The 22,125-nt window shown below is 67.3% G+C and carries 24 protein-coding genes and 1 tRNA gene; 15 read left to right on the plus strand and 10 right to left on the minus strand.

Annotated features, from left to right (window positions below; translation table 11 throughout):
• The first annotated feature begins 9 nt into the window (after window positions 1-9).
• On the plus strand, window positions 10-1,242 hold the full coding sequence (locus OCEPR_RS05895; protein WP_013457798.1) for an RsmB/NOP family class I SAM-dependent RNA methyltransferase: 1,233 nt from the start codon (window positions 10-12) through the stop codon (window positions 1,240-1,242).
• On the opposite strand, the gene OCEPR_RS05900 is transcribed toward OCEPR_RS05895, so the two are convergent.
• From OCEPR_RS05900 to OCEPR_RS05915, 4 genes are all read right to left on the minus strand, one after another.
• Window positions 1,239-1,442 (minus strand): hypothetical protein, encoded by a 204-nt coding sequence (locus OCEPR_RS05900; protein ID WP_013457799.1) that lies wholly within the window; start codon window positions 1,440-1,442, stop codon window positions 1,239-1,241. The two genes, OCEPR_RS05895 and OCEPR_RS05900, sit on opposite strands and share 4 nt — an antisense overlap.
• Before the next feature lie 45 nt (window positions 1,443-1,487).
• Window positions 1,488-2,936, minus strand: coding sequence for a cysteine--tRNA ligase (gene cysS, locus OCEPR_RS05905; RefSeq protein ID WP_013457800.1), 1,449 nt, complete (start codon window positions 2,934-2,936; stop codon window positions 1,488-1,490).
• 100 nt (window positions 2,937-3,036) lie between these two features.
• A complete protein-coding gene (locus tag OCEPR_RS05910) occupies window positions 3,037-3,480 on the minus strand; it encodes a type II toxin-antitoxin system RatA family toxin (RefSeq protein ID WP_013457801.1) in 444 nt (147 codons plus the stop codon).
• A gap of 9 nt (window positions 3,481-3,489) precedes the next feature.
• The gene (locus tag OCEPR_RS05915) at window positions 3,490-3,966 is read right to left on the minus strand and encodes a regulatory protein RecX (RefSeq protein ID WP_049773508.1); all 477 of its coding nucleotides are present in this window, start codon (window positions 3,964-3,966) and stop codon (window positions 3,490-3,492) included.
• 32 nt (window positions 3,967-3,998) lie between these two features.
• Here OCEPR_RS05915 and OCEPR_RS05920 point away from each other — a divergent pair, with 32 nt between their 5' ends.
• The 5 genes from OCEPR_RS05920 (at window position 3,999) to OCEPR_RS12510 (ending at window position 9,620) form a co-directional block, all read left to right on the plus strand.
• On the plus strand, window positions 3,999-4,691 hold the full coding sequence (locus OCEPR_RS05920; RefSeq protein WP_013457803.1) for a metallophosphoesterase: 693 nt from the start codon (window positions 3,999-4,001) through the stop codon (window positions 4,689-4,691).
• Window positions 4,692-5,019: 328 nt separating this feature from the next.
• Window positions 5,020-5,919 (plus strand): hypothetical protein, encoded by a 900-nt coding sequence (locus OCEPR_RS05925; protein WP_148229270.1) that lies wholly within the window; start codon window positions 5,020-5,022, stop codon window positions 5,917-5,919.
• Window positions 5,916-6,662: a hypothetical protein gene (locus OCEPR_RS05930; protein ID WP_013457805.1), complete on the plus strand. Its 747-nt coding sequence runs from the start codon at window positions 5,916-5,918 to the stop codon at window positions 6,660-6,662. Before OCEPR_RS05925 ends, OCEPR_RS05930 begins: the two co-directional genes overlap by 4 nt.
• A gap of 87 nt (window positions 6,663-6,749) precedes the next feature.
• Complete coding sequence (locus OCEPR_RS13010; protein WP_187288485.1) at window positions 6,750-8,858, plus strand: hypothetical protein; 2,109 nt, start codon at window positions 6,750-6,752, stop codon at window positions 8,856-8,858.
• Window positions 8,859-9,095: 237 nt separating this feature from the next.
• Complete coding sequence (locus OCEPR_RS12510) at window positions 9,096-9,620, plus strand: hypothetical protein (RefSeq protein ID WP_187288486.1); 525 nt, start codon at window positions 9,096-9,098, stop codon at window positions 9,618-9,620.
• Window positions 9,621-9,799: 179 nt separating this feature from the next.
• On the opposite strand, the gene OCEPR_RS05940 is transcribed toward OCEPR_RS12510, so the two are convergent.
• A tRNA-Ser gene (locus OCEPR_RS05940) sits at window positions 9,800-9,889 on the minus strand.
• A 4-nt stretch (window positions 9,890-9,893) separates the two neighbouring features.
• Window positions 9,894-11,462 (minus strand): tRNA lysidine(34) synthetase TilS, encoded by a 1,569-nt coding sequence (gene tilS, locus OCEPR_RS05945; protein ID WP_013457808.1) that lies wholly within the window; start codon window positions 11,460-11,462, stop codon window positions 9,894-9,896.
• A gap of 33 nt (window positions 11,463-11,495) precedes the next feature.
• Between tilS and truD the strand changes: the two genes are divergently transcribed.
• Entirely contained in the window at window positions 11,496-12,572 is a 1,077-nt protein-coding gene (truD, locus tag OCEPR_RS05950; protein ID WP_013457809.1) for a tRNA pseudouridine(13) synthase TruD, read from the plus strand.
• Here the strand turns inward: truD and OCEPR_RS05955 are convergent.
• Both OCEPR_RS05955 and OCEPR_RS05960 read right to left on the minus strand, forming a co-directional pair.
• The gene (locus OCEPR_RS05955) at window positions 12,569-13,006 is read right to left on the minus strand and encodes a hypothetical protein (RefSeq protein WP_013457810.1); all 438 of its coding nucleotides are present in this window, start codon (window positions 13,004-13,006) and stop codon (window positions 12,569-12,571) included. The genes truD and OCEPR_RS05955 overlap by 4 nt on opposite strands.
• 46 nt (window positions 13,007-13,052) lie before the next feature.
• Entirely contained in the window at window positions 13,053-13,250 is a 198-nt protein-coding gene (locus OCEPR_RS05960; protein ID WP_013457811.1) for a hypothetical protein, read from the minus strand.
• Window positions 13,251-13,346: 96 nt separating this feature from the next.
• On the opposite strand from OCEPR_RS05960, the gene OCEPR_RS05965 reads away from it, so the two are divergent.
• Window positions 13,347-15,059: a chloride channel protein gene (locus OCEPR_RS05965; RefSeq protein ID WP_222829109.1), complete on the plus strand. Its 1,713-nt coding sequence runs from the start codon at window positions 13,347-13,349 to the stop codon at window positions 15,057-15,059.
• On the opposite strand, the gene OCEPR_RS05970 is transcribed toward OCEPR_RS05965, so the two are convergent.
• The gene (locus OCEPR_RS05970) at window positions 14,990-15,340 is read right to left on the minus strand and encodes an alpha/beta fold hydrolase (RefSeq protein WP_013457813.1); all 351 of its coding nucleotides are present in this window, start codon (window positions 15,338-15,340) and stop codon (window positions 14,990-14,992) included. The two genes, OCEPR_RS05965 and OCEPR_RS05970, sit on opposite strands and share 70 nt — an antisense overlap.
• Window position 15,341: 1 nt before the next feature.
• Window positions 15,342-16,112 (minus strand): alpha/beta fold hydrolase, encoded by a 771-nt coding sequence (locus tag OCEPR_RS12280; protein ID WP_013457814.1) that lies wholly within the window; start codon window positions 16,110-16,112, stop codon window positions 15,342-15,344.
• Between the two features lie 27 nt (window positions 16,113-16,139).
• On the opposite strand from OCEPR_RS12280, the gene OCEPR_RS05980 reads away from it, so the two are divergent.
• The 7 genes from OCEPR_RS05980 to OCEPR_RS13015 all read left to right on the plus strand — a co-directional run bounded on the left by OCEPR_RS05980 (window position 16,140) and on the right by OCEPR_RS13015 (window position 22,124).
• The gene (locus OCEPR_RS05980) at window positions 16,140-16,565 is read left to right on the plus strand and encodes a PaaI family thioesterase (protein ID WP_013457815.1); all 426 of its coding nucleotides are present in this window, start codon (window positions 16,140-16,142) and stop codon (window positions 16,563-16,565) included.
• A gap of 165 nt (window positions 16,566-16,730) precedes the next feature.
• Entirely contained in the window at window positions 16,731-17,759 is a 1,029-nt protein-coding gene (gene aroF / locus OCEPR_RS05985) for a 3-deoxy-7-phosphoheptulonate synthase (RefSeq protein WP_013457816.1), read from the plus strand.
• Window positions 17,760-17,765: 6 nt separating this feature from the next.
• Window positions 17,766-18,836, plus strand: coding sequence for a prephenate dehydrogenase/arogenate dehydrogenase family protein (locus tag OCEPR_RS05990; protein ID WP_013457817.1), 1,071 nt, complete (start codon window positions 17,766-17,768; stop codon window positions 18,834-18,836).
• Between the two features lie 36 nt (window positions 18,837-18,872).
• Window positions 18,873-19,319 carry a universal stress protein gene (locus OCEPR_RS05995; protein WP_013457818.1) on the plus strand — a complete coding sequence of 149 codons (447 nt, stop codon included), beginning with the start codon at window positions 18,873-18,875 and terminating at the stop codon, window positions 19,317-19,319.
• Window positions 19,320-19,334: 15 nt separating this feature from the next.
• Complete coding sequence (locus tag OCEPR_RS06000; RefSeq protein WP_013457819.1) at window positions 19,335-20,615, plus strand: NfeD family protein; 1,281 nt, start codon at window positions 19,335-19,337, stop codon at window positions 20,613-20,615.
• A 3-nt stretch (window positions 20,616-20,618) separates the two neighbouring features.
• Window positions 20,619-21,593 (plus strand): flotillin-like protein FloA, encoded by a 975-nt coding sequence (gene floA / locus OCEPR_RS06005; protein ID WP_013457820.1) that lies wholly within the window; start codon window positions 20,619-20,621, stop codon window positions 21,591-21,593.
• A gap of 3 nt (window positions 21,594-21,596) precedes the next feature.
• Window positions 21,597-22,124 (plus strand): hypothetical protein, encoded by a 528-nt coding sequence (locus OCEPR_RS13015; protein WP_013457821.1) that lies wholly within the window; start codon window positions 21,597-21,599, stop codon window positions 22,122-22,124.
• The last annotated feature ends 1 nt before the right edge of the window (window position 22,125 follow it).

The following is a 22,125-nucleotide window of genomic DNA, read 5'->3' on the forward strand; positions in this document are numbered from 1 at the left end:
CGAACGGCGATGCATGCACTCGACGACCCCAGGGCCTTGGCCCTGGGCGTTCTCGTGAAGGTCGGCCGGGGCCGGTTCGCCGCCCCGACCCTGGATCTGGCGCTTTCGCGGACCGAGCTGGACCCCCAGGCGGCGGGGCTCGCCACCGACTTGGTCTACGGGACGCTGCGGCGGCTGCGCTGGATCGACTGGAGCCTGGAGCCGTTGCTCGAACACCCCGGGCGGCTACCGGAGGCGGTGCGCTGGGCGCTGCGGGCCGGCGGCTACGAGAAGCTCTTCACCCCGCGGCCCGCGCACGCGTCGGTGAACGCCTGGGTGGAGGTCGTCGGGCGCCGGCACCCCCGGCTTCGCGGCCTGGTGAACGCGGTGCTGCGGCGGCTCGAGACCCGACCCGCCCCGGAGGCGGTGCGCCTGGGCCTGCCCGACTTCCTCTACGAGGAGTGGCGCACGCGCTTCGGCGACCCCGAATGGATGGAAGAACTCAACGAGCCCGCCCCGCTCTGGCTTACCCTCTTCCCCGGTGGCGAAGCGGCGCTCGCGGAGCAGGGGGTGCCGTTCGAACCCGGGCCCGTGCCCGGCAACGTGCGCGTCCAGGGTTTTTCGGTGCGCCGCATCGTAGCCTTCCGCAAGGGGCTGGCGCAGCCCCAGAACCCCGCCTCGCTGCTGGCGGCGCAGCTGCTCGAGGCGCGTGCGGGCGAGCGGGTCCTCGATCTGGCCGGCGGTTCGGCCCTCAAGGCCGCCTGGCTGGCCGCCCGGGGGGCGCGGGTAACCAGCGTGGACGCGGACGCCCGCCGGCAGGAAGCGGGCCGGCGCAACCTCGCCCGCCTCGGCCTTCAGGTGACGTTCCGCACGCACGACCTCACCCGGCCCCTCGACCTGACGGCACCCAAAGTGCTGCTCGACGCGCCCTGCCTGGGTACGGGCACGCTGCGGGGGCACCCCGAGCTGCGCTTCCGGCTCGAGCCGGAAGCGCTCGCGCGCATGGCGCGGCTCCAGGCGCAGTTGCTCGAGACCGCCGCCCGCGCCACCGAGCCCGGCGGCCTGCTCGTCTACGCGGTATGCTCCCTGACCGAAGCCGAAGGCGAAGGACAGGTGGCGCGTTTCCTGGCGGAGCACCCCGAGTTCGAACCCCTGGAAATCGATAGCCCCGTGCCCCTCCTGGCGCGGGGGCACGGGGTCTACGTCCGGCCCGAAAACGGTCTGGACGGGTTCTACTACGCGCGGCTGCGGCGCACGGGTTAGCCGTGCGAGTTGGCCTCGTCCTCGGAGAAGAGGCCGTCGGCAAAGGCCATCCAGTACCCGCCGAAGGCCGGGAAGAGGACGATCAGGATCCAACCGTAGACGCTCGGCATCCAGCTGCCCAGGAAGAGCTTGTTGACGATCGAAACGCCGATCAGGAGCGCGACGAAGAAGACCAGGTAATAGGTTAGGAACTTACCCATACCGCCATGCTAGAAGGTTTTCCTTTGCCCCGGTAGGGACAAGGGTCATCGGGGGGCGAGGCGCCACTTCGTGCCGTGAGGGGTGTCCTCCACCACGACCCCCAGCTCACCCAGGCGGGCGCGGATCGCGTCGGCGGCGGGGAAGTCGCGCCGGCTGCGGGCCGCCTCGCGCTGCTCGAGCAGCAGTTCGATCAGCCCCTCGAGCAGCGGACCTTCGAGCCGGGCTTCGAGCACCCGCGGCGGGAAGAGGCCGAGCACCCCCTCACCCAGGCGCTCGAGCGTGCCAAGGGCGCGCTCGAGGCTCGCCCGCCCCTGCGCGGCCGCGAGCGCCTTGTTGAGTTCGGGGAGGAAGGAAAAGAGCGCGGCCAGCGCCTCGGGGGTGCCCAGGTCGTCGTTCATCGCCTCCGCAAACGAGCCTTCGAGCCGGTCGATCGCCTCTTCGAGGGCGGTAAGCGTCCCCTCACGGGCGCGCCCCAGTCCCGAGCGCAGGCTGCGGTAGGCTTCGAGCAGCCGGTAGTAGGCCCGGCCCGCCGCCTCGAGCCCCGCGTCGGTGAGGTCGAGGACGCTGCGGTAATGGCTCTGCAGCAGGTAGAGCCGCACCACCATGGGTTCGTGCTTTTCCAGCAGCTCGCGCAGGGTGATGAAGTTGCCCGTGCTCTTGGCCATCTTCTCGCCGTTCAAGAGCACGTGGTTGTGGTGCATCCAGTAGCGGGCGAAGGCATGCCCCGCCGCCTCGGCCTGGGCGATCTCGCACTCGTGGTGGGGGAACTGCAGATCGATGCCGCCGGCGTGGATGTCGAACCCCTCCCCCAGGTACTTGAGGCTCATCGCCGAGCACTCGATGTGCCAGCCCGGGTAGCCCTCGCCCCAGGGGCTGGGCCAGCGCATCAAGTGGCCGGGTTCGGCGCGTTTCCACAGCGCCCAGTCGCGCGGGTCCTCCTTCTCGCCGCGCACCTCGACGCGGGCCCCGGCCTGCTGATCTTCCAGCCGGCGCCCCGAGAGCTTGCCGTAGTCGGGCCACTTGGCGGCGCGGAAGTAGACCGAGCCGTTGACCTCATAAGCGTAACCGCGCTCCAAAAGCTCCTTGGTCAGCTCGATCTGCTCGATGATGTGGCCGCTGGCGCGGGGGGTGATGCTGGGTTTGGCGACGTTGAGGGCGTCGGTGTCCTCGAAGTAGCGCCAGAAGTACTTGTCGGCCACCTCCATGGGCTCGAGCTTTTCCAGCTTGGCGCGCTTGGCGATCTTGTCCTCGCCCTCGTCGGCGTCGTCGGTCAGGTGGCCCACGTCGGTCACGTTGGAGACGAAGCGCACCCGGTACCCCTCGTGCATCAGCCAGCGCCGCAGCACGTCGTAGACCACCGCCGCCCGCCCGTGGCCCAGATGGGCGTCGGAGTAGACCGTGGGCCCGCAAACGTAGATGCCCACGTGGCCCGGCGTGGCGGGCACGAACTCCACTTTCTTGCGCTGCATGGTGTCGTACAGGTAAAACGGCATGGAACCTCCTAAGGCACGGTTCGAGGGCTGGACTGTGGGGGAATCCAGGAACGAGGGGCTAACGCCGACATCGGCGCGCGGGCCTCATGCCCGAATTCTATCACTTTCCGGCCAGGCAACGGTCCTTTAGCCCCTGCAGGAAGCCCTCGATGTTCTCTTGCATCAGCTTCTTGACGAGCTTCTGCAAGAGCGCGCCGAACATCGGCAGGTTGAGCTCGTAGTCGAGGGTGAGCTTGACGCGGGTGTGCTCTTCGCCTTCGGGGGTGAAGACCCAGGTGCCCTCGTACTTGTCGAAGTCGCCCTCCTCGCTGTAGAAGCGGTTGCGCAGGTTGGCGTCGTCCCACTCCTCCACTTCGGTCCACTGCACCTTCTTGCCCATGGCCACGGCCAGGTAGTGGGTCACCGAGCGCTCGGGAGTCTGCTCGAGCACTTTCAGCTCCTTGACGTCCTTGAGGTAGGGCGCGAGCCCTTCCAGGTCCTTGGCCGCGGCGTAGACCTCGGCGGCCGGGCGCGGAATGACGATCTCGGCTTCGACGGTTGGCATAGGCCCGTTTTACTTCGTTTCGCCGTCTTCCCGCAACTTTTCGTAACGCTGCGCCGCCTCCACGGCTACGGCCAGCGCGAAGCCGCGCGCTTGCAAGAAGCGCACCATGCGCGCGTGCTCGCCCTTGTGGCGCCAGGCCGACTTGTGCAGCAGCGCCAGCGCCCGCGCCAGCTCCTCCTCGCCCTCTTCGCCCTCCGCAAGCACCTCGCGCACGATCCGCTCGTCCACCCCCCGGCGGGCCAGCTCTGCGCGCAGGCGCAGTGAACCCCAGCGCTCCCGGCGCGAGCGCACGAAGGCCTCGGCGAAGGCCCGGTCGTCGAGGTAGCCCCACTCGAGCAGGCGCGCGACCACCGACCGGGCCACCTCGGGCGTGGTCCGCGCCCGCAGCTTGCGCTCCAGCTCGGCCCGGCTCTGCATCCTCCGGCCCAGGGACTTGAGCGCGTACTGCATGGCCCGCTCCTCGCTGTACGGCTCCTGCGGCTTCACCGCCTCCAGCCTACACGGCTATACTGGGTGTCGTGCGCGTTTTCGCCATCGCCGACCCCCACCTCTCCAGCCAAAACCCCAAGCCCATGGACGTCTTCGGTCCGGGCTGGGAAGGCCACCCCGAGGCCTTCTTCGAGGGGTGGCGGCGGGTGGTGGGGCCGGACGACCTCGTCGTCGTCGCCGGCGACATCTCCTGGGCCATGCGGCTCGACGAGGCCCTGCCCGATCTACAGGCGATCGCCGAGCTGCCCGGAGAAAAGGTGCTGATCCGCGGCAACCACGACTACTGGTGGCCCTCGATCAGCCGCCTGCGTGCGGCGCTGCCCGTGGGGATGCACGCGATCCAGAACGACAGCGTGGTCATCGAGGGGGTCGCGGTGGCGGGCACCCGCGGCTGGTTGGTTCCCGGCAGCCCAGAGTTCACCGAGGCCGACGGGAAGATCTACAAGCGCGAGGTCGAGCGCCTGCGCCTCAGTCTGGAAAGCCTGAAGGGCAAGGACTACGACCGCCTCGTCGTCGCCCTGCACTTCCCCCCCACCGGCCCCGACGGCAGCCCCACCGGGTTTACCGAGCTGATCGAGCGGTACGAGCCCGACGCCGTCGTTTACGGCCACCTCCACGGGGCCGAAAACACCTGGCTACTCACGAACTGGAAGGGCATTCCCCTTCACCTGGTCGCGGCCGACTACCTGCGCTTCGAGCCGAAGTTGATACTGGAAACATAAGCATCGAGGCCAGCACGAACCACGCCCGGCTTCGCTTACATCACTTGTGACTCACGCAACAAGTAATGTGGTGCTGTTCGATGCTCGTGCGCACGCCTGGCGGCCGGCCACGATTCCAGCTACGCGACTCTTATGGAACGTATTTGAAGCATCTTGCTAATTTGAACGCTTATGTGCTATTATCCAGGAAATGTTAAAGCCTCTTGTTACCTTGCTGTTATATACGGCCTTATTGTTTCTCACGGTATCTTGCCAAAAAGCTGAACCCGAGCCTCCGGCCTGGCACCTGCGCGGGGCGGTAATGGAAGCGACGGCCTACCCTACAGGGGTGATCTATTATCCGGTCGACGCTGGGGTTACGATCTACGACGCTAACGGAAACGTTCTCGCAGGCGGCGAAACAGAGGGCTTTTACGATTTAACCGTGACCGGTGTACGCCCCCAGCAACGGCTGCGCGTCGTGGCCGAAAAAAGCTACGGATCCATCGCCGTCCGCAGCGAAAAGTGGGTTGCCGTTCCCGAGCAAGGCGACGGCGTCGCCGTGCCCAGCCTGGCCCTGCTCCCGCCAGACCTGGGCGAACTCTATCCCGGCCCTGAAGAGTGGGCTTCGTTCGATGGCGCGGTCGCGGTGGCGGCGGATTCGGTGCCCGACAGCGTCGTACGCATTCAGGCGCTGGCGCTCGACCCCGAAAAGGACCGCGCCCTTTTCCCGGGCGACTTTTCCGAGGCGCGGGGGTACGCGCTGGCCTCGGCCGGCTTCTTGCAGATCCGCATGTACGACGCCGCCGGGAACCCGGTCCGCAATGGCAGCACCCCCGCCAAGGTGCGCTTCAGGCTTTCACAGGCCCGCTCAGGGTTCCTCTTCGACCTCCGGCCCGACTCGGGCACTTACGAAGTGCCGCTCTACGTGTACGACGAAGGCGCCAGCACCTGGGTGCGGGTGGGCGAGGGCCGGCTCGTTGACGAAGGCGGACAACCCATTCCCGAATCAGAAAAAGGCGCCATTCTGGATGGCACCTACCCTGGAGCGGTGTACATGGAGACCGACTATGGCGTAAGACCAAGCCGCCTCGCCACCAACCCTTTCCGGTCGGGTTCCGCCAGGACACTCGAAGAAGGAGACTACTACTTCACCGACGCCCTCAACTGCGACGTGCCCCTCGTGCCCTGCGACGAGATCGACAGCGAAACCCAGGGATGCAAGGCGCTGGAAGGGGGTAAGGGGTGACCAAGCCGGCAACGCCTCCGACCGGGCTCGCCCTGGCGCTTCTCGCGCTGATCTTCCTCGCGGCCATAGGGTTTCAGGTCCGGGGCAGCGGCGCAAAAGAAACGTCCAGCGGCGAGCAGTTGGCGGTAGCCGAAGCCGTCATCCCCCCCACCGGCGGCGCCGTCGCCCTGCCGGGCAACGAGGTCTTCGTTTCCGTTGCGCCGGGCATCGTTGAGGAGCCCATCCGGGTGCGCATCGAGAAGGTAGGACCTGAGGATGCTCCGGGACCGATTACCAAAGGGGTGACGGTCATCAAGGGGGTCAAGGTTTCTCTGCCCGGCTACGACTACAGCAAGCCCTACGCCGGGAACTTCAAGGGCCGGCAGCTGCTGGTGGCCTTCAAGGCCGAGGGGTTCGTGGAAGAACCCAACCTGTTCGGCGACTACTACACCGCCGTCTGCTTCTGGGACGACTTCGAGGGGTGGGGGACTTCCGGGGTGCTCAGTTGGGCCTGTCGTTATGGCGCAGAATCAAAGATCTACGACATTCAGGGCGAGCACTACTATTTCTACTGGCTCGACGTGGTCCCCCCGCGTGGCCGCTACCTCTACCTGGTGCAGTATCCCAAGGAGCTTTCGAGGAGGAATTGTGAGGCTATTGGGGGGGTATTCAAGGATGACGAAATCGCACCTCGGTGCTCTCTGGGAGCCGGCTTGGCCGAACATGCCGTGGCGAGCATGGGGGCGTGGATACGGGTCAAATAATTGGGAATGAGTAAAAGGCGGTGACGTCCTATGAAAACAACTAACATACGCAGTTATAGGGCCATAGCGGTCGTACTAGCACTGGTCGTGCTGGCAATGGTTTCGTGCAACCAAGATAAAGGTCCTTCCGCAGGCGAGCTCATCCCCCCCTCCGGCGGTGCCGTCGCCCTGCCGGGCAACGAGGTCTTCGTTTCCGTTGCGCCGGGCATCGTTGAGGAGCCCATCCGGGTGCGCATCGAGAAGGTAGGACCTGAGGATGCTCCGGGACCGATTACCAAAGGGGTGACGGTCATCAAGGGGGTCAAGGTTTCTCTGCCCGGCTACGACTACAGCAAGCCCTACGCCGGGAACTTCAAGGGCCGGCAGCTGCTGGTGGCCTTCAAGGCCGAGGGGTTCGTGGAAGAACCCAACCTGTTCGGCGACTACTACACCGCCGTCTGCTTCTGGGACGACTTCGAGGGGCGGGGGACTTCCGGGGTGCTCAGTTGGGCCTGTCGTTATGGCGCAGAATCAAAGATCTACGACATTCAGGGCGAGCACTACTATTTCTACTGGCTCGACGTGGTCCCCCCGCGTGGCCGCTACCTCTACTTGGTGCAGTATCCCAAGGAGCTTTCGAGGAGGAATTGTGAGGCTATTGGGGGGGTATTCAAGGATGACGAAATCGCACCTCGGTGCTCTCTGGGAGCCGGCTTGGCCGAACATGCCGTGGCGAGCATGGGGGCGTGGATACGGGTCAAGGCTAGACAGGCTCAAACTCTCGAAACTGACGGGGGACTTAAAGTCGTCAGTGTCAACCTGGGTGATCGAGAATTAGAATATGACGTCGTCTGTACTATTGAAGGCTGTTTCCCGGTAATCAGGCCCAACGATCACTACTGGAAGTTCGACCCTACAGACGATAAGAAGTGGGAATATCTATGGGATTCCTTGCTAAAGCAAAAACGTGCTCATATTTATATCTTTCAAGAGATGATGGTCGAAAAATACTACTGCGCTAGTGAAAAAATCGAGGAACCAAATCAGCATTTCTGCAATGGGCGCACACCAAGGACCAACTACATGGTAGCAGCCTTGCTCGAAGCTTTTGGGGCAAACTGGCGCGACCACTGGGACTACGTTTGCAAAGCCTACGAGTGCATCGTGGTGAACACCGATAAGGTGCAATTCGTTGACAAGAACGATCCCAACCTGACCCGCTACGTTTCCTTCCGCTGGGAGAACGGTCAAGTAGTGGAGGGGGACGAGAACGACGCAGACTCAGGAATACTGTTTGCGACGGTCTGGGTTAAGGATGAGGACGGCACCTGGCGGGAAGCTGTACTTGCCAACGACCATTTACCGTCACCCTTAGAGCGTCACGGTGCCGAGTTGCGAAAAGCGGCTCTACTGCATCAAAACAACGCCATGTATCAAGGCCAGGGCGGCTACCCGTACTCACTTGACCGCAAGCATTCCGCGAAGCCCCTGGGTTCTGGTTTTCTCCCAAGTACACCTGTAATTAAGTGCGGAGACATGAACACGAACGCCGCATCCAGCATGATCGGCGCCAAACCCGATCAGTTAGCACTCTTAACCAGCGTCGCATTCGCCTGTCCACCGGATGCCAATATCACGCAGGACACGAGTGGCTATTTTTCTCCATATATGCGTGTTGATGGCGATTTTTATTCAACTGTAGCTGGTGGAAAGATGTTCGACGTTTGCGCGACTACTGGAGAATATTTGGGGAACTCCGGCGTAGCCACTACCAGTGGTACCACGTTTGATGGTGTTGGGGTGGACCATAACGCAATCCAAGCCGTACTGCAACATATTGATGATAGCGAAACTGTAGATGTAACGGTTTCACTCTGCCCTGAACTTGCTGACAAGGCCGGGTTGAATGGTGACGGTGATCGTTTGAACGTACCCACCTGCGCCTGGCTCGCAGGGCAGAACTATGCTATGTTCGATGGCCCGTTGTCGCTTCAGCTGGAAACGGGGGCGGATGGAAAGCTTCACATGAAAGTTCCCAAAGCCCTTTTCGATAAAGGATTTTTAGCTAGGGTCAAGGGTGGTACGCACTCCGGCTTGGTCGAGTCGGAATACAAATGTAGCGCTGCCACGGGCAAGTGCTGCAAGAATGAGTTTTCGCCTGACCGGGAGTTTCTGCCAATTGGACCTGGCCAAACCGAATACGAAATATGCAATTAACAAGAAATTATGGGGTGGATATTGGGCACCGCGCGTTACAGCTTATCCTTGGTTGCCTTTACATTGTCTTTCGTTCGGGCATCAGGCCAACAAGTCCACTCAATTTACCCTGCCACAATAGAAGCTCCTCGCGCCGTCATAGAGGATACTCTCCCCCCCACCGGCGGCACCATCGCCCTTCCTGACAACGAAATAATTGTAGAAGTCCACAAAGGCACCTTCAATGAACCCACCAAGGTGCGCGTCGAAGAGGTGCTCCCCGAAGACGCTCCTGGCCCGATTACCGAAGGAGTGACGGTCATCAACGGGGTCAAGATTTCACTGCCTGGCTACGACTACAGTCAGCCCTGCGCCGGTAACTTTAAGCACATGCCCATCACGGTCTACTTCAAGGCCAAAGGCTTTGTGGAAGAGCCCAGCCTTTCCGGCGACTACTACACCGCCGTCTGCTTCTGGGACGACTTCGAGGGGCGCGGGACGTTCGGAGTGCTCAGTTGGGGCTGTACGTACGGTGCGGAGTGGAGTGTCTACGAACTGGAAGACGGCCGGTACTACGTTGGTGGTGTCTTTGTAGTTCCAGAGAGGGGTGAATTCCTTTACCTTGTGCAATACCCCAAGGATCTTTCCAGGCAGAACTGCGAGGCCATTGGGGGCGAGTTCACAGGAGACGATGGCGTTCCGGATTGCTCGTTTGGTTATCAGTCTCCCTACTGGGCACAGGAAAGTATGGGGGCATGGATACGCGCTAAGGACGCGCAATAACATCTGGGCATGCTGTAAAAGCCATTTCAATGAACTCACGAGGTTGTAGCGATTACGTCGGTCCAGTTTGGATTCTTATATAACATTTGTTTCAAATAACATGCACGTATACGCGATTGCACCCACTCGATATCGCTTCCCGAGCCAAAAGGGCCGGCCGCCATTGCTGGCGGCCTTTTTGGCGGAGGGGGCGGGATTCGAACCCGCGGTGCCCTTACGGACACACCGGTTTTCGAGACCGGCCCGTTCAACCACTCCGGCACCCCTCCAGGCTCAGCTATTGGGCTCGCGCAGGTCCGCGAAAAAACCCTTAAGGAGCATAGCACTTTCGCGCGCCAGGCGTCCACCCTCGAGCTCCAGGGACGCGTCCATGCCGTAACGGGTCACCGCACCGGCCTTGGGGTTCTCGGTCGCCCAGACGACCCGGCCCACCCGGGCCTCGATCAGCGCCCCCAGGCACATCGGGCAGGGCTCGAGCGTCACGTAGAGCGTCGCCCCGGGCAGCACCTTTTCCCCCGCGCGTTCCTGCGCGGCGCGCAGCGCCAGCAGCTCGGCGTGGGCGGTGGCGTTGACGCGCGCCTCCACCGCGTTGGCCGACGCGCCCAGCTCCTCGCCTTCCCGCACCACCACCGCCCCGATCGGCACCTCCCCTCGACGCGCCGCCTCGCGGGCCAGCGCCAGGGCCCGCCGCATCCAGCGCTGGTCTTCTTCTTCGGGCAGGAAGCGCCAGACCCAGACGACCTCCCCCTCCCGCTCGGCCACCGGCCAAACCCGGCGCAGCTCGGGGGGCACGCCTCGCTCGGCCAGGAAGTCCACGAGCCGCTTGTGGATCTTCCCCACGCGCACCCGGTCGCCGGGGCGCGCCGCCCGCGCCGTCAGGCCCGCGGGCGGGCTCGCCACCGCCAGTAGGTCGGGCTGCGTCGGCACCCAGACCACGCCCCCCGCCGAGGGGCGAAGCACGAAGGGCCCCAGGCTCACGCTCTCGCCCGCGAGCGCCCGCTCGGCCAGCTCGAGGTAGCGCCGCTCGGGGCGCAGGCCCTGGCGCTCCAGCACGACGCGCAAGGCGCGGCGGCGGAGCGCTTCGGGCGCTCGCGAGAGCGGCGCTGCGCGGAGCGCGAAGACCGGCTCGAAGCGGCGGTCGGGGACGATCCGCGCCTGCGCCAGCGGATCGAGCGCCGCGTCGTCGGCCTGTTGGCTCTCGGCGTAGCGCAAGAGCGCCTCTCCGGCGCGCTCGAACCGGGCGGCCACCCGCGGCCAGACCTCGTGGCGCAGGTAGTTGCGGTCGAGGCAGACGAGCTCGTTGCTGGGGTCTTCGAGCCAGCGCTCGCCCCGCTCCCGCAAGTAGGCGCGCAGCTCGGTGCGCGAAATCTCCAGAAGCGGCCGCGCCACCCTGCCCCGTTTGGCGCGGATGCCCAGCGCCCGCCCCGCGCCCCGGAAGAGCTGCAGAAGCACGGTCTCGGCGTTGTCTTCCAGGGTGTGCGCCGTCAGCACGCAAGCCGCGCCGTACGCCCGCGCCACCTCGGCCAGGAAGGCGTAGCGCAGCTCGCGGGCCACGGCCTCCAGGTTCTCGCGTTTGCGCCGGGCCACGGCGGCCGCATCCACCCGCCGCTGCTCGCAGGGAAAGCCCAGCCGTCCGGCCAGCTCGCAAACGAAGCGGGCGTCGGCTTCCGATCCGGGCCTGAGCGCGTGGTCCAGGTGCGCAACCACCGCCTCGCGGCCCACCGCGGCCAGCAAGACCGCGAGGGCCACCGAGTCACCGCCCCCGCTCACCGCGGCCACCACCCGGCCCTCGCCGCAGAGCGCGGCAAGGCGCCGTTCGAACCGCCGCTCCAAAGCGTTCACGCTCTCATGCTACCGCCCGTGTAGGCTGGGGCCGTGGACCCGAGCCGGCTCATCTTCGACTTCGACCGATACCCCTACCTCACCAAGGCGCTTTCCGGCACCGGCGGGCGCATCCGCGCCGAGACCGAAGACTTCACCGTCACCGAGGTGCCCGCTTACCGGCCCTCCGGCAAGGGCGAGCACCTCTACGTTTTTCTCGAAAAACGCGGCCTGACGACGCGGCAGGTCTTCGACCATCTTAGCCAGGAGCTGCGCATCCCCGAAAAGGCCATCGGCGTGGCCGGCCTCAAGGACAAGCACGCGGTAACCCGGCAATGGATAAGCCTGCCCGCGCGCTACGCGGACCGGCTGCCCCAGCTCGAGGAACTGCCGGGCGTGCGCATCCTCGAGACCGGGCTGCACACCAACAAGCTGGGCGTGGGGCACCTGCGCGGAAACCGGTTCGAGATCGTAATTCGTGACGTCGTTCCCGAGGCCTTGCATCTCGCCAGGGCGGTACTTTCGGAACTGGAGCGGGCGGGGGTGCCCAACTACTACGGGCCCCAGCGTTTCGGCCTGGGCGGGCGCAACCCCCTACGCGGCTACGAGCTGGTGACCCGCGGCAAAGGGAGGGGCCGCCCCTGGCTAAAGAAGTTCCTGATCGGCTCGCTGCAGAGCCTGCTCTTCAACGACTGGCTGGCGCTGCGCATGGAGCGCGGCCTCTACGACCGGGTGGTGCGGGGCGACGTGGCGAAGAAGCACGCCACCCGCGGCGAGTTCCTGGTCGAGGATCCGGAGGTGGAGAACCCGCGGGCCGCCGTGCTGGAGATCAGCGCCACCGGCCCCCTGCACGGACGCAAGTACTTTGAGGCCCAGGATGACGCCCGTGCGCTCGAGGACGAGGTGCTCGCGACCTACGGCCTCGACCGCGAGCAGTTCCGCGCCCGCAAAGGGGCGCGTCGCCCCCTGCGCTTCCCCCTCGAAGAGGCCGCGGTGGAGGCCGTGGACCGGGGGCTCCGGCTCCGCTTCTTCCTGCCCAAGGGCGCCTACGCCACTGCGCTGCTGCGCGAGGTCATGAAAAAGAACCCCGAGGCCGACGGCCCCGGGGATGCGGACGAAGGCGAGGTCTAGAAGCGGTAGCCCGCCTTGAACTGGGCGACCACGGTCTGGGGCGCGCCGCCGAAGCCGTAGGCGTAGCCCAGGTCGGCGCCGACGAAGAGGGGGAGGTCGATCATCTGCGCCAGGTCGTACTCCACATCGCCGCGCAGATAGGCCTGCACGCCGCCCTGGTAGCGGACGCCGATGCCGCCGCCCACCTTGACGCCCTCGGCCACGTCGAACATGTGGCGCATCGCGAAGGCGGCCTGGAACCCGCCGGTGCCGTAACCCAGGTCGACGGTGGGGCGCAGCGCCCCCTTCTTCGGCTGGAAGAGGATGCAGTCCCAGCTGGCCTCCACGCCGCCAAGCAGGCTGCCGGCATACCCCGCCGACCCCGCAACCGAGAAGTTACCGGCCGCGAAGGCCGAGCCCATAACCAACGCCAAAAGAACGAACCATTTCCTCATAGCGAACACCTCCAAGATACGATGCTAGGGTATCCTACGCGAACGGTCAAGCGAGGTCGCGATCGGCGAAACAGTCGGGTCGATCGGCGGCCTGGTGCGCCGGGAGCAGTCCCCGCAGGGTGAGTTCGCGCACGACCAGGAGGGCGTACTCCCATACCGCTTGATCGCGCCAACCGGCCTCTTCGAGCCGCTCCAGGGTGAGGCCGCGCGCCCGCGCCGCTTCGGCAAGGTCTTCCCATTCCACGGGGACAAGCCTACTACACGCGCCTGGCACCCCTGCCTTAGGATGAGGAGCGTGCGTGCCCGCATCGCCTCCCCCAGACTGGGTAAGACCGGCCGCATGCTCCTCCTCAGCCTGCTGGTCGGGGTGGTGAGCGGCCTGGGGGCCATCGTCTTCAACCTGCTGCTCGACGGCGCCAAGGAACTGTTTCTGCTCAAGATGGCGGGCTACCAGCCCCCGGGCCTCCCACGCGAGGGCGGCAGTTTGGTGGAAACCCTGGCCCCCTGGGGCCGTTGGCTGATCCCGGTGGCCACCACACTCGGCGGCCTCGTCGCCGGCTGGCTGGTCTTCACCTTCGCCCCCGAGGCCGAAGGGCACGGCACCGACGCCGTGCTCAAGGCCTACCACCACGCCGGCGGGCGAATCCGCGCGCGGGTGCCCCTCGTCAAGACGGTGGCCTCCGCGCTCACGATCGGATCGGGGGGTTCGGGCGGCCGTGAAGGGCCGATCGCCCAGATCGGCGCAGGCTTCGGCTCGGTCCTGGCGAGCGTGCTGAGGCTGAGCGACGGCGAGCGCCGCATGCTGGTGATGTCGGGGGCCGCGGGCGGGATCGGGGCCATCTTTCACGCGCCCCTGGGTGGGGCCCTCTTCGTCACCGAGGTGCTCTACCGCAAGCTCGACTACGAGACCGACGTCCTCGTGCCCGCGATCGTCTCGGCGGTGACGGCCTATTCGATCGTCGGGTACTACTACGGCTTCGGTTCGCTGTTCATCACCCCGAGCGACTACTTCGCCCATCCCCAGCTCCTTCCGCTCTACGCCCTGCTCTCGCTCGTAAGCGCCGCGGGGGCCTGGCTCTTCATCCGCCTGTTCTACGGGCTCACCGAAGCCTTCGGGCGCTGGCCGCTGGCCCCGGTCTTCAAGCCGGCCGTCGGGGGCCTGGCCGTGGGCCTCCTGGGCATCGCCCTCCCCTACGTACTCGACGGCGGCTACGGCTGGCTGCAGATGATCTTCATGAACCAGTTTACCTGGGGGGTGCTGCTGCTCATTGCGCTGGGCAAGATGGTGGCCACCTCCTTTTCCATCGGTTCCGGGGGGTCGGGCGGCGTCTTCGGCCCCAGCGTCATCATCGGCGCCGCGCTGGGCGGTGCGGTTGGTCAGATCTTCGCGCAGCTCTTCCCCACGCTCGGGGTGCAGCCCGTGCACTTCGCCCTCGTGGGCATGGCGGCCTTCTTCGCGGCCGCCGCCAAGACGCCGCTCTCGTCGATCGTGATGGTGACCGAGATGACCGGCTCCTACGGGCTGCTCGTCCCGCTCATGCTCTCGAGCTTCCTCGCCTACCTGGTGCTGAGGCCCGACGAAACCCTCTACCGTTCGCAGGTGCCCGAGCGCATCGACAGCCCGGTGCACGCGCACGAGTACATGCGGGCGGCGCTGGTCAACCTCAAGGAGCGGGGCCTCGCCATTCCCAGCGACGTCCCCCTGCCCGACGTGGCCCGCCTGCTGGAAACGGGGCAACCGGTGGTGCTCGATCCCGAAGGCGAAGAGATCATGTTCACGCTCGAACTCGAGCCCACCCACCCTTGGGTTGGGCGGCGGATCTTCGAGCTCGATCTTCCCCCGGACGTGCTCGTCATCTCGGTCATGCGCGAAAAGGCCGACAAGGTCGTCATCCCCCGCGGGCACACACGGCTCGAGGCCGGGGACCGGCTGATCCTGGTCGGGCCCGCTTACGCTTCGCAGGAGCTGATGGAACGGCTGGCTCAGGAGAAGGAGGCGTCCCCGCAGGCGGGCGCGGGCGTCACCGAGAGTCCCAGCCGCTCCGACAGGTAAAGGCCCAACCCCTTGGCGCGCGGGTGCACCCACAGCTCGGCCTCGGTGAGGTGCAACAGCACCAGCAGGGTCACCAGGTGTTCGGCAAGCTCGTCCTCGCCCAGACCCTCCGGGCCTTGGGTGCGGCCGTGGCCCGGAAGGTCGGCCGCGAGGTAGCGCCGGCCCTCCGGCAGGCGGCAACCGCGCCAGTCGTCCGCGCTGTAGGCGATCAGCACCGTATCGGGGCCCGCGCCCCAGCGGTCGTAGACCACGTTGGTGCCGTAGACGTTCAGGTAGGGCATTTCAGCGGGGCGCCTCCGGGTCGAAGCGCAGGGGGGGCGGGGCCTCTTCCTCTTCTTCCACCTGCCATTCCGCCGGGCCCTCCAGAAACTCGCGGTAGCGCTCGATGAAACCCCGGGCCACGCTCGTGGCCTCGCGCGGGTTCTCCCAGAAGCTGAAGTGGCCCGCCCCGTCGAGGGTGACGAGAATGCCCTTCAGCTCGGGCACCCACTCGGTCACCTCGTGGGCGTAGCGCATCGGGGCGAAGGCGTCCTCCGCGCCCACGACGCTCATGACCGGCAGTTGCTGCAGGGTGCGCAACCACCGGCGTTCGTCGCCCAGCTCCCCCAGGGACCGCGCCCAGGCGGCGAGCCCGTCGGGCTCGAGCCCCTCCCGCCAGGCCGCGATCAGCTCCTCGCCGCGTTCGAGCATCAGGCTGCCAAAGAGCAGGGGCCGGGCCACTCGGGCGAACCCCTCGAGCCCGCCGGCGTCCAAGGCCCAGGCGAGGGCGCGTACGCGCGCCTTCAGGGCCGCGTCCGCACGGGCGTAGGGCGAGAACCAGGTCAGGCTGCGGGCGCGTTTGGCGCCGGCGAGCCGCACCGCGGCGAGCCCCGCCTCGAAGGAGGCGACCAGGTGCGCCCCTTCGGGCAGTTCGGCGGCCCATGCCTCCAGCTGCGCCGCGGGCGTGGGCCGGCGCTCGAGCTCGACGTGCGCGTACCCCTCGAGCCGTTCGGCCAGCATCCGAAACCCGCTGGGGGGGCTCAGGTAGCCGGGTAGGTAGGCGATCGTTTCCACCCCCGTATCTTGGCATAGAATGGCGGCGTGACCGCACTCGACCCCGAACTCCTGCAACGCCCCGGCCTCGACCGCACCCTCGGCGTCGAGTACCTGGAGGTCGGCCCCGAACGCGTGCGCGCCGCGCTCACCGTCGACGAACGCCACCTGCAGCCCTTCGGCTACCTTCACGGCGGCGTGAACGTGGCCCTGGCCGAGAGCGTGGCCAGCGTGGGGGCCACCGTCGCCGCGCCCGAGGGGCAGGTGGCCTTCGGGCTGGAGATCAACATGAACCACCTGCGGCCGGTGCGGCCGGGCGGCCGCATCGTCGCCACCGCCGAGCCGCTGCACCGGGGCCGCTCCACCCAGGTCTGGGCGATCGAGATCCGCGACGGCCGTGACCGGCGCGTCGCCGTCGGCCGCTGCACCCTGGCCCTGCGCCCCGCCGCGCTTGACAACGGACCGGCGGACTGATGTAAGGTTATGCATATGCGCCCGAAGGCACGCAACGCACAGCGCAAGGGGGGTGGGGCCATGGAAGACGGCTATCCCGGCTATCCCCGCCCGGAAACGGTTGCGCGCCGTGCCTGCGAGCGCGCATAAACCCCAGAACCCGCGACAATCCAAGGAGCACCCGCCATGCTGATCGTTACGAAGCCCGGCATTTCCCAGGAAACCTTTGAAGCCCTGCTCGAAGAAATCAAGCAACAAGGCTACACCCCGCACGTATCCGAAGGCGAGTCCCACACGCTGATCGGGGCGATCGGCGCGCCGCCCACCCCCGAGCTGATGGAGCACTTCCGCGCCCTGCCCGGCGTGGACCAGGTGATCCGCATCTCCAAACCGCACAAGCTCGCGAGCTGGGAGGTCCACCCCGAGCCCACGGTGCTCGACTTTCCCACGGGGCGCACCGGCAACGGCCACTTCATGGTGGCCGCGGGGCCCTGCGGCGTCGAGTCGCGCGAGCAGATCCTCGCCGCCGCCCGGTACGTGAAGCAGCACGGCGCCCAGATGCTGCGCGGCGGCGCCTTCAAGCCGCGGACCAGCCCCTACGCCTTCCAGGGCCTGGGCGTCGAGGGCCTGAAGCTGCTCGCAGAAGCCCGCGCCGAGACCGGCCTCCCGGTGGTTACCGAGGTGACCAGCCCCGATCTGGTCGACCTCGTCGCCGAGTACGCCGACGTGCTCCAGATCGGCGCCCGCAACGCCCAGAACTTCGCCCTGCTCAAGGCCGCCGGAGGGTCGGGCAAGCCGGTGCTGCTCAAGCGCGGCATGAGCATGACCCTGGACGAGTTCCTCATGGCCGCCGAGTACGTCCTCAGCGAGGGCAACCCGCAGGTCGTGCTGGTCGAACGCGGCATCCGCACCTTCGAGAAGGCGACCCGGTTCACCCTCGACGTCTCCGCCGTGCCCGTCCTCAAGTCGCAGACCCACCTCCCGGTCTGGATCGACCCCTCCCACGCCGCCGGAACCCGCGAGTACGTGACCCCGCTGGCGCTCGCGGGGATCGCCGCCGGCGCGGACGGCATCATCGTGGAGACCCACCCGAACCCCGGCGAGGCCAAGTCCGACGCCGCGCAGCAGCTTCCCGAAGCGGCCTTCGCCGACCTCATGCAGGCGGTCCGGCGTCTGCTGCCGGCGGTGGACAAGGCGCTGGCGGTGCCCGCCTAAGCGGCCGTGTTCGCGCGCGTCGGCATCTTCGGTACCGGCCTGTTGGGCGGGAGCGTCGGTCTGGGGCTGCGCGAGCGCTTCCTGGCCGAGGAGGTCGTGGCCTACGACCCCGACCCGACAGCGCTGGAGGCCGCCCTCGCCCTGGGCGCGGCCGACCGCATCGAGACCCGGCTGGGGCCCTGGATCGCCGAGCTGGACCTGGGCGTCCTCGCCGCCCCCGTGGGCGCGCTCGAGGCGCTGGGACGGGAGGTCGCCCGTCACGCCGCCCCCACCACCCTCTGGACCGACGTCGGCAGCGTCAAGGCGCCGGTCGTGGCCGCGCTCGAGCCCCTGCTCCCGCGCTTCGTGGGGGGGCACCCCATGGCCGGCAGCGAGCGCGCCGGCGTGGAGAACGCCCACGCCGGCCTGCTGCAGAACGCGGCCTGGATCCTCACCCCCTCCCGGCGCACCGCCGCCGAGGACCTGAAGCAGCTCGAGCGCCTGGTCGAGGCCCTGGGGGCCTACCCCCTGCTCGTCGCCCCGGAGCTGCACGACCGGCTGGTGGCGCGGGTCTCGCACCTTCCCTACCTCCTGGCCGTGGCCCTGAACCGCATCGTGGACGCCGACCCCAACCGCGAGACCCTGATGTTCCTGGCGGCGGGGGGCTTCCGCGACCTGACCCGCGTGGCCTCGGGGTCGCCGCGGATGAGCCGCGACATGGTCGTGGCCAACCGCGCGGCGCTGCGCGAGGCGGCGCGCGACCTCAAGGCGGTGCTCGACGAGCTCGTCGCGGTGCTCGACGAGCCGGAGCGCCTGCTCGAGCTCGCGCAGGAGGCCAAGCGGCTGCGCGACGGCCTGCCCGTGGTGCGCCGCAGCCTGCTGCCTGTCCAGCACGACCTCGTCGTCGCCGTGCCCGACCGCCCCGGGGAGCTCGCCCGGATCACCAGCGCCCTGGGCGAGGCCGGCGTCAACATTAAGGACATTGAGGTGCTCAACGTCCGCGACGAGGGCGGGGCCATCCGCCTGGGCTTCGTCAGCGCCGAGGAGAAGCAGGCGGGACGGCGGGTGCTCGAGTCCATCGGCTACCGCACGCGCTAGCCGCGCTATAATGAGAGCAAAGAAAAGGAGGGGACCATGTACAAGCGCGTGCTCCTTCCCACCGACGGTTCGCCGTGCAGCGAACAGGCCCTGCGCGAGGGTTTCGAACTCGTCAAGAGCTGCGGGGCCGAGGCCACCGTGCTCTACGTGATCGAGAACCCACTGCTGACCCTGCCCATGCTTCCGGAGGGCATCCCCTACGAGGCCGACCTCTACGAAGACCTGAAGAAGGCCGCGGAGGAGGTGCTGGCTTCGGCGCGAAAGATCGCCGAGGAGGCGGGGGTCCCCGTCAACACGATCATGCACGAGGGCCAGCCGGTGCCCACGATCGTCGAGTTCGCGCGGGACTACGACCTGATCGTCATGGGCACCCACGGGCGCGGCGGGCTGGAAAAGCTGATCCTGGGCTCGGTGACGGAGGGCGTGCTGCACCGGACCGAGACCTCGGTCTTGGTGATCCACTGCAAGCGAAAACGCGCGTAATCGGTTAGGCTGAAGGTGGTGAAACCGAGACTAATCCTTAGTTTTCTAATCTTTCTCGCGGGGTGGGCGCAGGCGGCCAGCTACGTGGTGCAGATCGAGGGCACCATCGACAACCCGCTGGCCGCCTACGTCGAGGACGCGCTGGTGCGCGCCGAGCGTGAGGGGGCCTCGGGCGTGGTGCTTTGGATCGACACCCCCGGCGGCCGGGTCGACGCCGCGATGCGCATCTCCGACGCGGTGCTGCAGACGCCGCTGCCCACCCTGGCCGTGGTCAAGAACGCCTTCTCTGCGGGGGCGCTGATCGCCCTTTCCGCGGAACAGGTGGCCATGCTGCCGGGGTCGGAGATCGGTGCGGCGCTGCCGATCGTCGTGACCCCCGTCACCGAACCCACCGCCGCCGACCGCAAGTTCATCAGCGCCCTGAAGGGCAAGTTCCGGGCCGTCGCCGAGGCCCGCGGACGCCCCGTGGAACTCGCCGAGGCCATGGTCGATCCCGAGATCGAGGTCGAAGGGCTGGCCGGCAAGGGCGAGCCCCTTACCCTCACGGCCGCGAAGGCCGTCGAGCTGGGCGTCGCCGACTTCGAGGCGGCCAGCCTGCGCGACGCCCTCGAGCGCGCCGGTTTCGCCGCGGAGACGGTCCTGCTGGACGTTCCCACCCGCATCGAGGTGGCGCGCTTCCTGACCAGCATGTACGTCGCGCCCATCCTGCTCGCCCTGGGGCTGTTGGGGCTGATCGTCGAGTTCTTCACCCCCGGCTTCGGCGTGCCCGGGCTGCTCGGCCTGCTGGCGCTGGCGCTCTACTTCGCCGGCGGGGTGCTGACCGGCATGAGCGGGGTCCTGGAAGTGACGCTCTTCCTGGCGGGCATCGCGCTGCTGCTGGTGGAGATGTTCCTCATCCCCGGTTTCGGCGTCTCGGGGATCGCCGGCTTCGTCGCCATCGGGGCTTCGATCTACCTCACCTTCGGGGACCAGGCGCTGATGGTGGGCGCGATCGCCGTGGTGACCGGGGCGGTCGGCCTCGTGCTCGTCTTCCGCTACCTGCCGCGGACGCGCGCGGCCCACGCCCTCGTCCTCGAGGGCGCGATCGGGGAGCAGGCCCCGCCGCGGGAACGCCTGGAGCCCCTGGAGGGGGCGATCGGGACCGCGATCACCGACCTGAGGCCGGCGGGCACGGCCCGCTTCGGGCAGCGCAAAGTGGACGTCGTCTCCGACGGGGAGTTCGTACCCAAGGGCTCCACCGTTCGGGTCATCTTGGTGGAAGGCGCACGCGTCGTCGTGCGCAAGGAGGAGGGATAACGCATGGACATAGGGTTCTTGATCGTAGCCGGGCTGGTTCTCATCGGACTTTTCATCTTGTTCTCCATCGTCCCCGTCGGCCTTTGGATCCAGGCCTGGGCCTCGGGGGTGCGGGTGCCGCTGACCACGCTGATCGGGATGCGGCTCAGACGCATCCCGCCGGCGCGGATCATCTACCCGTTGATCAACGCCACCAAGGCGGGCATCCCCGTGGAGCTCAACAAGCTCGAGTCCCACTTCCTCGCTGGCGGTAACGTCGACCGGGTGGTCAACGCCCTGATCGCCGCCCAGAAGGCGGGCATCAACCTGACCTTCGACCGCGCCGCGGCGATCGACCTGGCGGGCCGCGACGTGCTCGAGGCGGTGCAGGTCTCGGTCAACCCCAAGGTGATCCAGACGCCGATGGTCGCGGCGGTGGCCAAGGACGGCATCCAGTTGCTCGCCACCGCCCGCATCACCGTGCGCGCCAACATCGACCGCCTCGTCGGCGGCGCCGGCGAGGAAACGATCATCGCCCGCGTCGGCGAGGGCATCGTCACCACCATCGGTTCGGCCGGCAGCCACAAGGAGGTGCTCGAAAACCCGGACATGATCTCCAAGACCGTCCTGGAAAAGGGGCTGGACTCGGGCACCGCCTTCGAGATCCTCTCGGTCGACATCGCCGACGTGGACGTGGGCAAGAACATCGGCGCCCAGTTGCAGATCGACCAGGCCGAAGCCGACAAGAAGATCGCCCAGGCCAAGGCCGAGGAGCGCCGCGCCATGGCCGTGGCCGCCGAGCAGGAGATGCGCGCCAAGGTCGAGGAGATGCGCGCCAAGCTGGTCGAGGCCCAGGCCGCGGTGCCCATGGCCCTGGCCGAGGCCCTCAAGAAGGGCAACCTCGGGGTGATGGACTACTACACCCTCAAGAACATCGAGGCCGACACCGACATGCGCGAGTCGCTCAGCAAGGCCGCGGGCGAAGAGGACGAACGCTAGCCGATGAAGATCGACGACCTGATCGGGATCCTCTTCCTGCTCTTCTTCATCGTGGGGCCGGCGCTGCGCGGCTTGTTGAAGCCGCGTGAGCCGCTCGTCGAGGTGGAGCTGCCCCCCGAGATCGAAGAGATGATGCGCGAGCGCGCCCCGCGCCCGCAGGAACCGCCGCAGGCGGCCCGACCGAAGCCGGCGCAGGCCCAGACGAAGCCCGCGGCGAGCAGCCCGCCCGCCGCCTCGGCCGCTCCGGCCGCGGCCACACCCGGAGGCGGCTCATTGCAGACCGCCGAGGGCCACGCGGCGGGTTCGCGTTCGCGCCAGCGCATCGAAGAGGCCCAGCGCGACGCCTCGGACATGGCCGCGGAAGAGCACGCCGCCTTCGCGCTGACCCGCGCCCACAAGATGAAGCACGCCGGGCTGCCCCTGCACCCGCGGGGGATCGTGCACGGCATGCTCTGGCACGAGGTGCTCGGCGAGCCCGCGAGCCGGCGGCTGCGCCGCGTTCGCACCCGGAGGAGGAAGCTGCTAAGCTGAG

The sequence above is a fragment of the Oceanithermus profundus DSM 14977 genome (genome assembly GCF_000183745.1).
GTDB classification, from domain to species: Bacteria; Deinococcota; Deinococci; order Deinococcales; family Marinithermaceae; genus Oceanithermus; species Oceanithermus profundus.

What these genes read in the sequence shown, in the direction of transcription:
- OCEPR_RS05895 (WP_013457798.1), top strand. Translation starts at nt 10, where the DNA reads ATGCATGCACTCGACGACCCCAGGGCCTTGGCCCTGGGCGTTCTCGTG.
- OCEPR_RS05900 (WP_013457799.1), bottom strand. Translation starts at nt 1,442, where the DNA reads ATGGGTAAGTTCCTAACCTATTACCTGGTCTTCTTCGTCGCGCTCCTG.
- cysS (WP_013457800.1), bottom strand. Translation starts at nt 2,936, where the DNA reads ATGCCGTTTTACCTGTACGACACCATGCAGCGCAAGAAAGTGGAGTTC.
- OCEPR_RS05910 (WP_013457801.1), bottom strand. Translation starts at nt 3,480, where the DNA reads ATGCCAACCGTCGAAGCCGAGATCGTCATTCCGCGCCCGGCCGCCGAG.
- OCEPR_RS05955 (WP_013457810.1), bottom strand. Translation starts at nt 13,006, where the DNA reads ATGAGGAAATGGTTCGTTCTTTTGGCGTTGGTTATGGGCTCGGCCTTC.
- OCEPR_RS05965 (WP_222829109.1), top strand. Translation starts at nt 13,347, where the DNA reads ATGCTCCTCCTCAGCCTGCTGGTCGGGGTGGTGAGCGGCCTGGGGGCC.
- OCEPR_RS05970 (WP_013457813.1), bottom strand. Translation starts at nt 15,340, where the DNA reads ATGCCCTACCTGAACGTCTACGGCACCAACGTGGTCTACGACCGCTGG.
- aroF (WP_013457816.1), top strand. Translation starts at nt 16,731, where the DNA reads ATGCTGATCGTTACGAAGCCCGGCATTTCCCAGGAAACCTTTGAAGCC.
- OCEPR_RS05995 (WP_013457818.1), top strand. Translation starts at nt 18,873, where the DNA reads ATGTACAAGCGCGTGCTCCTTCCCACCGACGGTTCGCCGTGCAGCGAA.
- floA (WP_013457820.1), top strand. Translation starts at nt 20,619, where the DNA reads ATGGACATAGGGTTCTTGATCGTAGCCGGGCTGGTTCTCATCGGACTT.
- OCEPR_RS13015 (WP_013457821.1), top strand. Translation starts at nt 21,597, where the DNA reads ATGAAGATCGACGACCTGATCGGGATCCTCTTCCTGCTCTTCTTCATC.